This window comes from Mesorhizobium sp. M0772, assembly GCF_040320135.1.
GTDB lineage: Bacteria > Pseudomonadota > Alphaproteobacteria > Rhizobiales > Rhizobiaceae > Mesorhizobium.
The window spans coordinates 172888-188769 of sequence record NZ_JAMYPB010000005.1 but is presented as its reverse complement, the minus strand read 5'-3'; the positions used below and the strand labels follow the sequence as shown (position 1 = coordinate 188769).

Annotated in this window: 13 protein-coding genes; 6 read left to right on the top strand and 7 right to left on the bottom strand. The window is 64.1% G+C overall.

Annotation, left to right across the window (positions count from 1 at the left end):
• Nucleotides 1-131 precede the first annotated feature (131 nt).
• The 4 genes from NKI06_RS05545 to NKI06_RS05530 all read right to left on the bottom strand — a co-directional run bounded on the left by NKI06_RS05545 (nt 132) and on the right by NKI06_RS05530 (nt 4590).
• Nucleotides 132-971 carry a carbohydrate ABC transporter permease gene (locus NKI06_RS05545; protein WP_352796243.1) on the bottom strand — a complete coding sequence of 280 codons (840 nt, stop codon included), beginning with the start codon at nt 969-971 and terminating at the stop codon, nt 132-134.
• Between the two features lie 226 nt (nt 972-1197).
• Nucleotides 1198-2127 carry a carbohydrate ABC transporter permease gene (locus NKI06_RS05540; protein WP_023702499.1) on the bottom strand — a complete coding sequence of 310 codons (930 nt, stop codon included), beginning with the start codon at nt 2125-2127 and terminating at the stop codon, nt 1198-1200.
• A 245-nt stretch (nt 2128-2372) separates the two neighbouring features.
• Nucleotides 2373-3632, bottom strand: a complete 1260-nt coding sequence (locus tag NKI06_RS05535; protein ID WP_023689958.1) for an ABC transporter substrate-binding protein — start codon at nt 3630-3632, stop codon at nt 2373-2375.
• 1 nt (nt 3633) lies between these two features.
• Nucleotides 3634-4590 carry an N-acetylmuramic acid 6-phosphate etherase gene (locus tag NKI06_RS05530; RefSeq protein WP_352984394.1) on the bottom strand — a complete coding sequence of 319 codons (957 nt, stop codon included), beginning with the start codon at nt 4588-4590 and terminating at the stop codon, nt 3634-3636.
• A 199-nt stretch (nt 4591-4789) separates the two neighbouring features.
• Here NKI06_RS05530 and NKI06_RS05525 point away from each other — a divergent pair, with 199 nt between their 5' ends.
• From NKI06_RS05525 to NKI06_RS05500, 6 genes are all read left to right on the top strand, one after another.
• Entirely contained in the window at nt 4790-5668 is an 879-nt protein-coding gene (locus tag NKI06_RS05525) for a glucosamine kinase nucleotide-binding domain-containing protein (RefSeq protein ID WP_023668846.1), read from the top strand.
• Entirely contained in the window at nt 5665-6447 is a 783-nt protein-coding gene (locus NKI06_RS05520; RefSeq protein ID WP_023668847.1) for a GntR family transcriptional regulator, read from the top strand. Before NKI06_RS05525 ends, NKI06_RS05520 begins: the two co-directional genes overlap by 4 nt.
• The gene (locus NKI06_RS05515) at nt 6444-7475 is read left to right on the top strand and encodes an SIS domain-containing protein (protein WP_023711284.1); all 1032 of its coding nucleotides are present in this window, start codon (nt 6444-6446) and stop codon (nt 7473-7475) included. Before NKI06_RS05520 ends, NKI06_RS05515 begins: the two co-directional genes overlap by 4 nt.
• Nucleotides 7472-8647 carry an N-acetylglucosamine-6-phosphate deacetylase gene (nagA, locus tag NKI06_RS05510; protein WP_352984392.1) on the top strand — a complete coding sequence of 392 codons (1176 nt, stop codon included), beginning with the start codon at nt 7472-7474 and terminating at the stop codon, nt 8645-8647. Before NKI06_RS05515 ends, nagA begins: the two co-directional genes overlap by 4 nt.
• A 9-nt stretch (nt 8648-8656) precedes the next feature.
• A complete protein-coding gene (locus tag NKI06_RS05505; RefSeq protein ID WP_023725894.1) occupies nt 8657-9769 on the top strand; it encodes an NAD(P)/FAD-dependent oxidoreductase in 1113 nt (370 codons plus the stop codon).
• A 72-nt stretch (nt 9770-9841) separates the two neighbouring features.
• Entirely contained in the window at nt 9842-11896 is a 2055-nt protein-coding gene (locus NKI06_RS05500) for an ABC transporter ATP-binding protein/permease (protein ID WP_352984390.1), read from the top strand.
• Nucleotides 11897-11970: 74 nt separating this feature from the next.
• Here the strand turns inward: NKI06_RS05500 and NKI06_RS05495 are convergent, their stop codons facing one another.
• The 3 genes from NKI06_RS05495 to rpe form a co-directional block, all read right to left on the bottom strand.
• Complete coding sequence (locus NKI06_RS05495) at nt 11971-13482, bottom strand: malonate--CoA ligase (protein ID WP_352984388.1); 1512 nt, start codon at nt 13480-13482, stop codon at nt 11971-11973.
• Between the two features lie 213 nt (nt 13483-13695).
• Entirely contained in the window at nt 13696-14433 is a 738-nt protein-coding gene (locus tag NKI06_RS05490; protein ID WP_352654587.1) for a GntR family transcriptional regulator, read from the bottom strand.
• A gap of 494 nt (nt 14434-14927) precedes the next feature.
• On the bottom strand, nt 14928-15605 hold the full coding sequence (gene rpe, locus NKI06_RS05485; RefSeq protein WP_023729671.1) for a ribulose-phosphate 3-epimerase: 678 nt from the start codon (nt 15603-15605) through the stop codon (nt 14928-14930).
• Nucleotides 15606-15882 lie beyond the last annotated feature (277 nt).

Sequence of the window (15882 nt, the reverse complement as noted above, 5' to 3'; positions counted from 1 at the left end):
CGCCGCCCCGCGCTCGGCCTGGTGGCCGCCCCCCCACCCCCAGAGCCCCGTGAGCGCGGCGGGGGGGGGGGGCGCGGCGGCCGGGGCGGGGGCCCCCCCCAAGGCTCCAGCAGAGATTTGTAGGGCTCCGCTCACTTGACGGCTCCGGATGTGATGCCGCGGATCAGCTGCCGCGAGAAGATGACGTAGAGGGTCAGCACCGGCATGATCGCCAGCGAGAGTGCGGCCAGGATGGCGTTCCAGTTGGTGACGAACTGGCCGAGGAACAACTGCGCGCCGAGCGTCACCGTCTTGGTCTCTTCCGACGGCGCCAGGATCAGCGGGAACCACAGATCGTTCCAGATCGGGATCATGGTGAAGACGGCGACCGTCGCCATCGACGGCCGCACCAGCGGCAGCACCAGCCGAAAGAAGATCGTGTATTCCGACAGCCCGTCGATGCGGCCGGCATTCTTCAGATCGTCCGACACCTGCTTCATGAATTCTGACAGGATGAAGACGGCGAGCGGCAGGCCTTGCGCGGTGTAGACCAGGATCAGCGCCGTCAGCGTGTTGACCAGCCCGCTCGCCACCATCATTTGCAGGATGGCGACGGTGCCGAGCCGGATCGGGATCATGATGCCGAGCGCGAGGTAAAGCCCCATCAGCGTGTTGCCGCGGAAGCGGTATTCCGAGAGCGCGAACGCCGCCATCGCGCCGAACAGAAGCACGAAGAACAGCGAGGCGACGGTGACGACCAGGCTGTTCTGGAAATAATGGATGAAGTCGCCCTGGCCGATCACCGTGGTGTAGCCGATCAGGTCGAAGGTTTTTGGCGTCGGCGGCGTCAGCGGTTCGCTGAAGATGCCGGCGCGTGACTTGAACGAATTCATGATGACCAGGATCACCGGAAACAGCGCGATCGCCGTATAGGTCAGAAGGATCGCGTGGGCGCCGACCGTACGGGGCAGCGAACGGGTGGCGGTGCTCATTGGAAGGTCTCCTGACGAGCGATGACTGTTGAGGTCGGCACCAAGGCACCCCCCTCTGTCCTGCCGGACATCTCCCCCGAAAGGGGGGAGATCAGATGCCGCGACTGCTTTCGCCAATCGCCAACGTTGCAAGACGAGCGGCAAGGCCAGAGCTGCCAATCTCCCCCCTTGCGGGGGAGATGGCCGGCAGGCCAGAGGGGGGTGTTCAAGCTCGACATCTCGCCCCTCAGAACTGGTAGCGACGCAGGCGCGTCTGGACGAGGAACAGGTAGACGCAGACGCCGCCGAGGATGATCAGGAACATCATCGTGGCGATCGCCGCACCCATATTGGGATCGCCGGTCTGCAGCTGGAAGCCGAAGAAGGCGCGGTAGAGGAAAGTGCCCAGAATATCGGTCGAATAGTTCGGGCCGGCCAGCGCCCCTTGCGCGGTGTAGATCAGGTCGAAGGCGTTGAAATTGCCGACGAAGGTCAGGATCGAGATGATGCCGATCGAGGGCAGGATCAGCGGCAGCTTGATCTTCCAGAACTGCGACATGCCGGTGATGCCGTCGCATTCGGCAGCCTCGATCACCTCTTCGGGGATCGACAGGAGTGCTGCATAGATCAGCATCATCGGAATGCCGACGAACTGCCAGACCGAGATCAGGCTGAGCGCGGTCAGGGCATATTGTTGTTTGCCGAGCCACGGCGTGAACAGGCTTTTCAGGCCGACCAGATCCATCAGATGCGGCGCCACGCCCCACAACGGCGACAGGATCAGTTTCCAGGCGAAACCGACGATGACGAAGGACAGGATGGTCGGCACGAAGATCGCGGTGCGGTAGAAGGCGGCGAATCTCAGCCTCGGGCTGGACAGCAATGCCGCCAGCATGACACCGATCGGGTTCTGCACCACCATGTGGATGATGAAGAACCAGGTATTGTTCCGCAGCGCGTTCCAGAAGCCGACCGACCAGTTGGGGTCGCCGAATAACGTACGGAAATTAGTGAAACCGACGAACACCTGATGCTGATCGACATTGCGGAACAGCGACAGCTGCAGCGTGCCGGCGAGCGGCAGGATCATGATCGCCGTATAGACCAGCAGCGCCGGCGCCAGGAAGACGCCGATATGCCAGCGGAACGGTCGCTTCGGTCGTGTTTGTGCGGCCATGAGTGCGGTCCCCGCCGATCAGGTTTAGCAATGCCTTCGACGGCAGCGCTGCCCCTCACCCTTACCCTCTCCCCGTGAAGGACGGGGAGAGGGGGCGCCTGCGTTTCGGCTGATCCTTCTTCCCGTCACTATACGGGGAGAAGGTGCCGGCAGGCGGATGAGGGGCGGCGCCGTCGTTCGCAGTCGATGATGCTATCGAAAAACGCAGGGCCGTCCACTTGGGGCCCTGTCTGTTGTCTGAGCTCTTACTTGCCCGGCTTGTACCAGCTGTCGAGGCCGTCCTGCAGCTTCTTGGCGGCAGCTTCCGGCGTGTCGGTGCCGTTGATGACGTTGGCCGATTCAACCCAGGTTTCGTTCTCGAGGTTCGGCGTGCCGCGCGACAGGATCTGGTAGGTCGAGCGGATCGTCGACTTGCACTTGTCGCGCCAGGAGACGAATTCCTGCGCCAGCGGGTCTTCCATCTTCACCGGGGTGGAATTCAGGCTGAAGAAGCCCGGCAAAGCGTTGGCGTAGATGGTGGCGAAGTCCGGCGAGGCGACCCAGGACAGGAAGGTCTTGGCCGCGTCGGCATTCTTCGACGCCGCATTCAGGCCCATGCCGATATCGGTATGGTCGGAGATGTAGCAGGTGTCGCCGGCCTTCTCGACCGGCGGCGGGAAGGCGCCCATCTTGAACTGCGCCTGGGTGTTGAACAGGCCGATCTCCCACGATCCCGCCGGGTAGATGGCGGCGCGGCCAAGCGTGAACAGGTTCTGGCTGTCCGGATAGGTCTGGGCCTCGAAGCCGTCGCCGAGATAAGGCTTCCACCTGGCCAGTTCCTCATAGGGAGCAACCCAGTCCTTGTCGGTCAGCTTCTGGTCGCCCTTGATCAGCGCTGCGCGGCCCTCTTCGCCCTTCCAGTAGTTCGGACCGATGTTCTGATAGCCCATGGTCGCGGCTTCCCATAGGTCCTTGGTGCCCATGGCCATCGGGATGTAGGTGCCGTCGGCCTTGATCTTGTCGAGCGCGGCGAAGAACTCGTCACGCGTCGTCGGCACCTTGAGGCCGAGCTTGTCGAAGGCGTCCTTGTTGTAGATGAAGCCGTGAATGACCGAGGCCATCGGCACGCAGAAGCTCGCCTTGCCGTCGTCTGTCTGCCAGGCGGCCTTGGCAACGGGCGAAAAGTTTTCCATGCCGGGCAGCGCCGACAGGTCGGCAAGGTTGCCCTTCTTGAACAGTTCGAGCGACTTGTCGAACGGGCGGCAGGTGATCAGGTCGCCAGCCGAGCCGGCGGCGAGCTTGGCGCCGAGTGCGGCGTCATACTCGGTCGGCGCCGACGGTGCGAACACCACTTTGATGCCCGGGTTCTTGGCCTCAAAAGCCGGGATCAGCTTGTCCTTCCAGATGGCAAGGTCGTCGCCGCGCCAGCTTTCGATATTGAGCGTTACGTCATCGGCGTGAGCCAACCCGGCGGTGCCGAGAATGCTGGTGCCGAGAAGCAGTGCCGTCAGTAATTTCGTTGTCATGCTAGTCTCCCTGTTGACCTTTTTCAGGTTCGGTTTTGAGAACAGGGGCCTTCGCGCCCTTGTTCCCCTCGATCGCGGAAAGGGCTGGCCGCAGCTTCTGGCCGGTCCCTTCCAGTATCTTCTCGGCCGCAACGGCGTTGGCAGCGCCGGCGGCGAGCAGAATGGCTGTCTTGACGACGCCGCCGCTCGCTTCGAGCAGCCGCACGGCGTCTTGCCGGTCGCGGCCGCTGATAGCGGCGACGATGCGAGCCGCGCGGTCGCGCAGCTTGATGTTGTCGGCGGTGAGATTGACCATGTAGCCGTCATGGACATGGCCGAGATGAATTGCGGTAAGCGTCGACAGCATGTTGAGCGCGATCTTCTGGGCAGTGCCGGCGCCCATGCGCGTCGAGCCGGCAATCACCTCCGGTGGCGTCTCGAGCAGGATGGCGACGTCGGCCAGCCTGAGCAGGGGCGTGTCCTTGTTGTTGGAAATGGCGATGGTTGCCGCGCCCCGGCTGCGCGCATCCTTCAGCGCCTGCACCGCATAGGGCGTCGAGCCGCTGGCCGAAATCGCGATCAGGCAGTCGCCCTTGCCGATGCCGGCGCCGGCAATTGCCGTCGAGGCTTCGTCGGTGTCGTCTTCCGGTCCGCCGGCCAGGGTCTTGAAAGCGTCGTCGCCACCGGCGATGAGGATGGCGATGCGTTCGCGCTTGATGCCGAAGGTGCCGGGCAACTCCAGCGCGTCGGCCAGCGCCATCAGGCCGGAGCTGCCGGCCGCAGCATAGGCGAGCTTGCCGCCGCCGTTCAGCCGCCCGGCGATGATTTCGGCTGCGGCGGCGATGGCGGGAATGGCGTCGCGCACAGCCTTGGCGGCCTCGATCTGCGCATTGACCAAAGAAGAAAGGATGGCGTCCGGGGCCTGGATGTCCAGTCCCTCGGCATTGCTGTGAAGCGCTTCGGTGCGCGGTTCGGCCATCCCTGTCCCTCCGATGGAAGAACAATACCAAAAAAATACCACTTGTCCACACGCATTAACGAAATTGCGAACTGGAAAGCGTTGAGCCGGCAAAATTCCCGGGTTTTTCAACCTGATACGCCTTAATCTTTTTGAAACGGAAATTAATCCCTTGGCTATTGGTATTTTATTGGTATTATCCGCCCGGAGGAGACATGGCGTGAAATTCGTGCTCGGTATCGACGGCGGCGGCACCAGCTGCAGGGCAGCCCTTGCGACAGGCGATGGCGTTGTCATTGGCCGTGCCAAAAGCGGCGCCGCCAACATCCGCACCGATCTCACCGGCGCTCGCACCCACATCGTCGAGGCTGCTCGTCAGGCCTTCATCGCCGCCGGGCAAGATCCGGACCTAATCCCGCAGACACCAGCCATTCTCGGCCTTGCCGGAGCCAATGTCGGCACCTACCGCCAGCAGCTTGAAGCAATCCTGCCGTTCAGCATCAGCCGCGTCGAGACGGACGCCGAGATCGCGCTCGAAGGGGCAGTCGGCTCTGGTGACGGCGCCATGGCCATCCTCGGCACCGGCACCGCCTATATGGCGCGCAAGGGCGGCACGTCGCGCGCCATCGGCGGCTGGGGCTTTCAGGTCGGTGATCAAGGCAGCGGCGCCCGGATCGGCCGCGACCTGCTGGAGCAGACGCTGCTCGCCCATGACGGCGTCCGGCCGCGCTCAGCCCTGACCGACAGCATGATGGCCATTTTCCGCAACAATCCCGAAGACGTGGTCGAGTTCACCACCAATGCCAAGCCCGGCGATTTCGGCGGCTTCGCGCCCAAGGTTTTCGAGCATGCCGAGAAGGGCGACAGCGTCGCCAACTGGATCGTGGACAAGTCGGTTGCCGATGTCGAGGCGTCGCTCCACGCGCTCGACCTCTCTGATGACGCCCCGCTCTGCCTGCTCGGCGGGCTGGCGCCGCTCTATGGGCCGCGCCTTTCCCAGCGCTACCAGGCGCTGCTGAAAGCGCCGCTCGACGATGCGCTGGGCGGCGCCGTGCAGATGGCGGCCCGCATCTTCGTCAAAGCGGAGGCGACGCGATGAGCGATGCCGCCGACCAGATCTTCGCCACGCTGAGGCAGTCGTCGCAGAGCGGCGCCCCGCTCTACCTGCAGCTCAGGAAAAGCATCGAGGACGCCGTCAATCGCGGCCTGATCGGGCCGGGCGATGCGCTGCCTTCCGAGCGCGACATCGCCACCAAGGCCGACATTTCGCGCGTCACCGTCCGCAAGGCGGTGCAGGACCTAGTCAAGGGCGGCATCCTCGTGCAGCGCCACGGCTCCGGCACCTTCGTGGCGCCGCGCATGGAGCGCGTCGAGCAGTCGCTGTCCAGGCTCACTTCATTCACCGAGGACATGGCAAGGCGCGGCATGGCGGTGCGTTCAGCCTGGCTCGACCGCGACCTCTACCCGCCCTCGCCCGACGAGATGATGGTGCTCGGCCTGTCCTCGAACGAGCTGGTGGCGCGCGTGGCGCGCCTGCGCATCGCAAACGACACGCCGCTGGCCATCGAGCGCGCCTCGTTGTCGGCCAGCGTGCTGCCGGATCCGGCCGGGATAGGCTCGTCACTCTATGCGGCGCTGCAACTGACCGGCAACCGGCCGGTGCGGGCGGTGCAGCGCATTTCCGCCGCCAATCTCGGCGACGCCGATGCGCGTCTGCTCGAAGTGCCATCCGGCATTGCCGGCCTGCACATCGAACGCATTTCCTATCTCGCGAGCGGCAAGGTGATCGAGTTCACCCGCTCCATCTACCGCGGCGACGCCTATGATTTCGTCGCCGAACTGCGCCTGACAGGGCCGAGCGAAGAGGGCCGACCATGATCCCCAAGACCACCCATATGCGGCGCGAGATCGACGAAATTCCGCAAGCCGTCGCGCGTCTGCTCGATGGCTCGGCGGCGGTGCTGACCGAGGCCGGACGCGGCATTCGCGAGCGCGATCCGAGCTTCGTCGTTACCGTCGCGCGCGGTTCGTCCGACCATGCCGCCACCTTCATGAAATATGCCGTCGAACTGACCGCCGGCCTGGCCGTGGCATCGGTCGGTCCGTCGATCGCCTCGATCTACGGCGCCAAGCTCAAGCTCGCCGGTTCCGCTTGCCTCGCCATCTCGCAATCCGGCAAGAGCCCTGACATCGTCGCCATGGCCGAGACGGCACGGGCCGGCGGTGCGCTCACCGTCGCCATCACCAACACCGCCGATTCGCCGCTGGCGCGGGCTTCGGATTTTGCCATCGACATTCTGGCCGGCCCCGAGCGCAGCGTCGCGGCGACCAAGACATTCGTCAATTCGGCGGTCGCCGGCCTGGCGCTGATGGCGCATTGCACCGGCGACGACAGACTGCTGGCCGCCCTTGCCCGCCTGCCCGAGCATTTCAGCAAGGCGATCGACTGCGACTGGATGGCGCTGGCCGGCGCGTTGGAGACGCCGCAATCGCTGTTCATCCTCGGACGTGGCCCGTCGGCGGCGATGGCCGACGAGGCGGCGCTGAAATTCAAAGAGACCTGCGGCATGCATGCCGAGGCCTACAGTGCAGCCGAAGTCATGCACGGCCCGTTGGCGCTGGTCGGGCCAGGCTTCCCGGTGCTGGCACTCGCCGCCCGCGATGCCTCCGAGCCGTCCGTGGCAGAGGCTGCCGACAACCTTGCCGGCAAGGGTGCAGCAGTTTTTGTAACCTCGGACAAAGCCAAGAGCGCGGCGCGGCTGCCGCATGTCGCCACCGGTCATCCCTTGACCGACCCGCTGACGCTGATCGTCTCCTTCTACGGCTTCGTCGAAGCCTTCGCCCGCCATCGCGGCCTCGATCCGGACGTACCGCGCAATCTGCGCAAGGTGACGGAAACCGTATGAGCGACCGTTTTGCCCTGACTGGCGCCCGAATTTTCGATGGCGACGACTGGCATGATAACGCCGCCCTTGTCGTGCACGGCGATGTGGTCGAAGGCATTCATCCCGTCGGCGCCATTCCGTCGGGCGTTGCCCGCATCGACGCCGGGGGCGGCATGCTGGTGCCGGGTTTTGTCGACCTGCAGGTCAATGGCGGCGGCGGCGTCATGCTCAACGACCATCCCGATGTCGCCTCGCTGGCAACAATCTGCCGGGCGCATGCGCCGTTCGGCACGACCGCACTGCTGCCGACGCTAATCACAGATACGCCTGACGTCACCGCCGCGGCCATTGCCGCCGGCACCGAGGCGGCACGGCAAAAACTGCCGGGGTTTCTCGGCCTGCATCTCGAGGGACCGCATCTCTCGGTCGCCCGCAAGGGGGCGCATGACCCGGCTCTGATCCGGCCGATGACGGATGCGGATGAAGCGGCGCTGGTCGCGGCACGCAAAAACCTGCCGGTGCTGCTGACGACGATAGCGCCTGAATCCGTCGAGCCTGCCCGCGTTGCGGCCTTGGCCAAGGCCGGTGTGATTGTCAGCCTCGGCCATTCCGACACCGGCTACGCCACGGCCAGAGCCTTTGCCGATGCCGGCGCCAGCGTGGTCACACATCTGTTCAACGCCATGAGCCAGATCGGCAACCGTGAGCCGGGGCTGGCGGGTGCGGCCATCGACATAGGCAGTCTGTCGGCCGGGATCATCGCCGACGGCATCCATGTCGATCCCGCCACCATGGCAATCGCGCTGCGCGCCAAGCAGGGACCGGGCAAGATCGTGCTGGTTACAGACGCCATGGCGACGATCGGCACCGACATGACATCGTTCACCCTCAACGGCCGCATCATCTATCGCAAGGATGGCAGCCTGAGGCTGGCCGACGGCACGCTGGCCGGCGCCGATCTCGATATGATCTCGGCGGTTCGCTACGTCCACCGGATCGTCGGGCTGGACCTGTCGGAAGCGTTGCGCATGGCCTCGCTCTATCCGGCGCAGGCGGTCGGCCAGGCCCACCGGCTCGGCCGCTTCGCCAATGGCACGGCTGCCGATATCGTCGCTCTGTCGGACGCCCTCGACGTCAACGGCGTCTGGATCGGCGGCGACAAGGTTTTTGCAGGCGCGGACAGTCCGCGCTAAAGTCCACTTATGCATGATGTCGACTGCGTTGTCGCCGGAGCCGGTGTTGTCGGCCTCGCCATTGCCCGCGCGCTGGCGCTGTCGGGCCGCGAGGTGCTGGTGGTCGAGAAGGCCGCAGCCATCGGCACGGGCACCAGTTCGCGCAATTCGGAAGTCATCCATGCCGGGCTTCATTATACGCCGGGCAGCCTGAAGGCCCGTCTCTGCGTCAACGGCCGCGAGCGTCTCTATGCCTATTGCCGCGAGCACGACGTCGCCCATCATCGCACCGGCAAACTGATCGTTGCCGTCGAACCCGACCAGTTGGACAAACTGCAGGCGATCCAGATCAACGCGGCGCAATGCGGAGTCGGTGACCTCAAGCTTTTGACGCGCGCAGAGGCCGAAAGCCTGGAACCGGCGCTGAGCTGCGCCGGCGCGCTGCTGTCGCCGTCAACCGGCATCGTCGACAGCCAGGCGCTGATGCTGTCATTGCGTGGAGACGCGGAAGCGGCCGGCGCATCTTTCGCCTTGCTCACCGTTGTCTCAGGCGCGAGCATCGGAGCGGACGGCATCCGGATCGACACGCGCGACGCCGATGGCGAGGGTTTCACCTTGAAGACCGGCGCCTTCATCAACGCCGCCGGCCTCGACGCGCAGGCGCTCGCCGGCCGCATCGAAGGCCTCCCGCAAGACCGTGTTCCGCCGCTGTGGCTGGCGCGCGGCAATTATTTCGCGCTTTCCGGCCGCTCGCCCTTTTCGCGGCTGATCTATCCGGTGCCAGTCCATGGCGGCCTCGGCGTGCACCTGACCCTCGACATGTCGGGGAGCGCGCGCTTTGGCCCGGATGTCGAATGGATCGATCGCGTCGACTATACCGTCGATCCCGCACGAGGCGCTGCCTTCTACGACGAAATCAGGCGCTACTGGTCCGGCCTGGCGGACGGCGCCCTGCAACCGGCCTATGCCGGCGTCAGGCCGAAACTGTCGGGTCCGGGACAGCCGGCCGCCGACTTCGTCATCCTGGGACCGGCCGACCACGGGGACGGCCAGATCGTCAATCTGTTCGGCATCGAGAGCCCTGGCCTTACCGCCAGCCTCGCCATCGCAGAACATGTCGTTGGGCTTTTATATCCGCAATGACGGGCGTTTCCTGAAACGTCGGGCAGGCGCATACCATGAAACCTTTTGATATGGAGGTCGTTGTCGGGGCATATGTCCGAGGCAAAACCCAAATCGAAACCGGCCGACGGCATCGAAGCGCGCGATGCCACGAAGTCGCGTCGGGAAAAGCCGTCACGGCAAACGCGCGGAGATGGACCGCGCGCGGACACGCCGCGCGAGAAAAAAGCATCGGCCGCCGAAGCCGCGTCCGAGCCCGTTGGCGAGGCTGCGCCGCCGCCGGATGCCGTCGAACCCGATCCCAAGCTGACGCCCGAGCAGGCCGAGCAGGCGCGCAAAAAATATCTGCTGCGGCGTTTCTGGATCAGCGGGCGCGGCTATTGGGGGAGGCATGGCGACAAGCTCGCCTGGCCTTTGACGATCGGAGTGCTGCTGCTGATCTGCATCAACATCGGTTTCCAGTATGGCATCAACGTCTGGAACCGCTCGATGTTCGATGCCCTCGAGCAGCGCAACGCCCACACAGTCTATCTCCTCAGCGCCGTATTCGTGCCGCTGGTGATCTGCAGCGGCAGCCTTGTCGTCGCGCAGGTCTATCTGCGCATGACGATCCAGCGCCGCTGGCGTTCCTGGCTGACCACCGGGGTCGTCGCGCGCTGGCTGGCAAACGGCCGCTACTACCAGCTGAACCTCGTGGGCGGCGACCACCAGAACCCCGAGGCCCGCATGACCGAGGACCTGCGCATCGCCACCGAGTCGCCGGTCGATTTCACCGCCGGCGTCCTCAACGCGTTCCTGTCGGCCTCGACCTTTATCGTCGTGCTGTGGACCATCGGCGGCGCGCTCACCCTGCCGATCGGCGGCGAGAGCATCACCATTCCCGGCTTTCTGGTCATCACCGCGATCATCTATGCCGCCATCACCTCGACCTCGATGGTGGTCATCGGCCGCGATTTCGTCCAGCTCTCCGAGCGGAAGAACCAGGCGGAGGCCGAACTGCGTTACACGCTGACGCGCGTGCGCGAAAACGGCGAGAGCATCGCCTTGCTGGGAGGCGAGGACGAGGAGCGCAGCGGCATCGACAGAAATTTCGGCCACGTGCTGAGGCAATGGGCTCTGCTGACCGGACAGCACATGCGCACGGCGGCGGTGTCGCAGGGATCGAGCCTGTTTGCGCCGGTCGTGCCGATCCTTTTGTGCGCGCCAAAATTCCTCGAAGGCTCGATGACGCTTGGCGAGGTGATGCAGGCGGCGTCTGCCTTTGGCATCGTGCAAGGCGCGTTCGGCTGGCTGGTCGACAACTATCCGCGCCTCGCCGACTGGAACGCCTCCGCGCGGCGCATTGCCTCGCTGATGATGTCGCTAGACGGGCTCGAGCGCGCCGAGCAGAGCGATGCGCTCGGACGCATCAACCGAGGCGAAGCCGAAGACGGCGCCATCCTCAGCCTCGACAATCTTTCCGTGACACTCGACGACGGCACCTCCGTGGTCAAGGAAACCGAGGTCGTGATCGAGCCGGGCGAGCGGGTGCTGGTTTCAGGCGAATCCGGTTCAGGCAAGTCGACGCTGGTGCGGGCCGTCGCGGGCCTGTGGCCATGGGGCGGCGGCAGCGTCAATTTCCACACCGACAGGCGCCTGTTCATGCTGCCGCAACGCCCCTACATCCCTTCCGGAACGCTTCGCCGCGCGGTCGCCTATCCCGCGGCGGCGGACAAGTGGACGATCAAGCAAATCAAGGCTGCCCTCGACAAGGTGGGGCTTGGCTATCTCACCGGCAGGATCAAGGAAGAGGCGCCATGGGACCAGACGCTGTCGGGCGGCGAAAAGCAACGCCTTGCCTTCGCGCGCCTGCTGCTGCATCGCCCCGATATCGTGGTGCTGGATGAAGCGACTTCGGCGCTCGACGAGAAGAGCCAGGACACAATGATGTTGACGGTGATCCGCGAACTGCCTGACGTCACCATCATCAGCGTGGCGCATCGTGCGGAGCTCGAAGCCTTCCACAGCCGCAAGATCACCCTGGAGCGGCGCGAGGGCGGCGCCAAGCTCGTCAGTGATGTCGACCTCATCCCGCGCAAGCGCAAACGCAGCCTGCTGAACCGCGCTTTGTGGGGTTCCGGCACTCGGGTGAAAAAGCCGCGCAGGTAAGAGGCGGCGCTGCCGGAACCGGGAACGGATGTCCAGTCGGAGCGCCTGGGCCGAGGTAATTAGCCGGCTTCTGATTAGCCGTAGAGACCCTTGTAGGTCTCGCGCAACAGGTTCTTCTGCACCTTGCCCATGGTGTTGCGCGGGAGTTCGTCGACGAAGATCACCTGCTTCGGATGCTTGTATTTGGCCAACTGGCCGGCAATGGCGCCAACGATCTCGGCCCCGGTGATCTGCGATGCCGGCGCACGCACCACGACAGCGGTGACGCCTTCGCCGAAATCGGGATGGGCAATTCCGATGACGGCACTTTCCGAGACTCCGGCAAGCGCGTCGATCTCGCTCTCGATCTCCTTGGGATAGATGTTGTAGCCGCCGGAGATAATGAGATCCTTGCCGCGGCCGACGATGTGGACGTAGCCGTCCGCGTCGATGATGCCGAGGTCGCCGGTGATGAAGAAGCCGTCCTTGCGAAACTCCGCCTTGGTTTTTTCCGGCATGCGCCAATAGCCGGAAAAGACATTCGGACCTTTGACCTCGATCATGCCGACTTCACCCTGGCCAAGCGCATCGCCGCTGTCAGGGTCGGCGATGCGCAGCGAAACGCCGGGCAGCGGGAAGCCGACCGTGCCGGCGCGACGCTCCCCCTCATAGGGGTTCGACGTGTTCATGTTGGTCTCGGTCATACCGTAGCGCTCGAGAATGTCGTGGCCGGTGCGCTCGCGCCAGGCCTTGTGCGTTTCGGCGAGCAGCGGCGCCGAGCCGGAAACGAACAGGCGGATGTTCTTCGCCGCCTGGGCATCCAGCCCGTCCTGCTGCAGGAGCCTTGTATAGAAGGTCGGCACGCCCATCAGCACTGTCGCGCGCGGCAAGAGCGAGACGATGCGGCCGGCGTCGAATTTCCGCTCGAACAGCATCGAGGCGCCGGCCATCAGGGTGACGTTGGTGGCGACGAACAAGCCGTGCGTGTGGAAGATCGGCAGCGCATGGATCAGCACGTCATCCCCGGTGAAACGCCATTGCTCGACCAGCACGCGTGCATTGGAGGCCAGGTTTTCATGGCTGAGCATGGCGCCCTTGGAGCGTCCGGTGGTGCCGGATGTGTAAAGGATTGCGGCCAGATCGTCCGGCCCGCGCGCCACGGCGTCGAAATCCGTGGGCTGTTGTGCCGCCAGTTCGGTCAGCGAGCCCTCACCATTGCTGCCAAGCGTGAAGGTGGCAGCACCCGACGCCTGCGCCAACGGCGCGATAGCGCCGGCGCGGGCCGGGTCGCAGACGACCAGCCGCGGCTCGGCATCACCAAAGAAATAGCCGAGTTCGGCCAGCGTGTAGGCGGTGTTGAGCGGCAGGAAGACCGCGCCGGCGCGCAGGCAGGCGAGGTAAAGGAAAATGCATTCGGGGCTTTTTTCGACCTGCACGGCAACGCGGTCGCCCGGCTCGACGCCGAAATGCCTCAGCGCATGTGCCAGCTGTGCCGATTGCGCCAGCATGTCGCCATAGGCGATCGCGCGTCCGTCATCGGTCGCCATCAGGATGCGCTCGGAGGCTGAAATCCGGCTGCGGAACGCGTCGAACAGGTGATTGGTCATGCGCATTCCCTAGAGCATGATGCCGAAAAGTGCGAAGCGGTTTTCGGAGGACGTCATGCTCTATCCCTTTGATTAGAGCCGGATGGCCTTGGAACAAAGGAAACGATTTCGCCTCCGTCCGGCAAAAACGTGAAATCGGGTTTGCCGCCGATCAGATGAAGGCAAGCGGACTTGGATAGCTGGCGGATTTTGGATAGCGGACCGGAAGCGCTTCTATCTGCGGCTGCGCAGCGCCTTGGTGGCGCTCACGCGTGGATCGCCGCTGTCGTTGAAGCGCTCCATGCACATGGCTGCCGTCAGACGGTAGTGGCTGAGGAGGGCTTCAACGGCGCCATCGGCATCGCCATCCACCGTGCGCTCCGCAATTAGCCGATGTTCACTGATTTCGTCGCGCTCGCTGCCGTCCTGGGAGATCAGCCGGTAGCGGGAGGCCTGATCCGAAAGCTGGTCGCAAAAGCCGGTCAGCCAATGCGATCGGCAGCCTGCGATCAGTGCCCGATGGAAGGCGCGGTGCAGCTTTTCCCATTCCGGATTGTTCGAGGACGGGTCCTCGGGCAAGCGGCGCGGGGCACGCGCCAGGCGATGCAAGGCCAGCACGAGCTGCTCTTCCCATTCGCCGGTGCGGCTGGCAATGGATTCACGCAGAGCCCGCTCTTCCAGCCAGCAGCGGGTGCGCGTCAATTCCTCGAGTTCCGGGGCACTGACCGGCATGATGAAGAAACCGCGCTGGTCGTGGCGGCCGAGCAGGCCTTCCGAAGCAAGTCGGTTGAGGGCCTCGCGAACCGGTGAGGCGCCGGCGCCGTAACGGGAAACCACCCATTCGACACGAAGCTTGCTTTCACTTTCAAACACGCCGCGCAGGAGATCGTCGCGAAGCTGTTGATAGACCGTACTAGCGAGTGTGCTCTTGGGTCCCGCGCCTTCGCTCACATCGGCAGATCCGTAGGTCAATATGACTCCTGTAGCTCTCCCATGCTCCGCTAGCCCGTTCGCGAAGCAAACGATTTCCCCTGTAAATTTACTGTAACTCCTAAGGCATCCGCCCCTCAAGCGAAAGATCACGATATTCGACTTAAAGAGGAAGGTTGACCGCATCTTATCCGCCGGAAGTAACTAAAATCGTGAAAAACTTGTTCTTCTGAAGAAAGTTTGTCTGCCAGCATGGCAGGTGCCCTCGAGAAACAGCTTCGAGATCCCGAATACGGATAATTTTTTCTTAACGCGCGTCATGCCGCCGGATTGACCTCTCCCCGCATGCAGATCCCTTCGGCAGTTATCCACTAGATTTATGGGCCAAAACTAGTGCCGGATGCCGCGATCCTGTCGCTTGCCGCGATGCCCTTGCGGCTGCCACCCGTTGACGGCTTTTTGGGAGATCGAAGGATCAGGCAGGGAGATCAGGCCGAGGAGAACCGACCAGCCGGGAACTTGCCCTGGAACTGATGTCAGCCGGCAGCCCGGTCGGCCGCGGTTCGGATGGCTTCTATATTGGCCCGGTAGGCTTCGACGCTGCCGCCCTTGAAGATTGCGGCGCCTGCCACCAGCACATCGGCGCCGGCTGATGTGACCAGGGGGGCGGTTTCCGGCGACACGCCGCCGTCGATCTCGATGCGAATCGGCCGGTTGCCGATCAGCGCTTTCACCCGCTTGACCTTGTCGACCATGGCCGGGATGAAGGCCTGGCCGCCAAAGCCCGGATTGACGGTCATGATCAGGATCAGGTCGAGCCTGTCGAGCACATATTCGATCGCACTTTCCGGCGTCGCCGGATTGAGCGATACGCCGGCCTTCTTGCCGAGACCCTTGATGGTCTGAAGCGAGCGGTCGAGATGCGGTCCGGCCTCGGCATGCACGGTCATGCCGTCGCAGCCGGCATCGGCAAAGGCGGCCAGATAAGGATCGGCCGGCGCAATCATCAAATGACAGTCGAAAAAGGCCTTGGTGCGGTTGCGGATGGCCTTGATCACCGGCGGGCCGAAGGTGATGTTGGGCACGAAATGCCCGTCCATCACGTCGAGATGGATCCAGTCGGCGCCGGCCGCCGTCACCGCCTCGACCTCGTCGCCGAGCTTCGAGAAATTCGACGCCAGCACCGATGGCGCGATCAGGGTCTTCCTGCTCATGATGCGGCCCCTTTGGGCGCCCTGTTTGCGGGCGCGATCCAAACGTCTGCCTAGACCATGATCCCGAAAAGGGAAAGTCGGTATTTGCTGGCTAGGAGCGGGCCCGGCTCATTACCTGCTCGGCCTCGCTTCCGGTATGGCCTGATTGGCGAAAACAGAAACGAGAGCTCAGATGAGAAGGACCGTCTATTCCGTCGCTGGACGGCTTTATCGAAGGACCGTCGGGCGACATCGGCTTGCCGGTGTCCGAGGAAGATTGCACCGGCATTTCGACGAC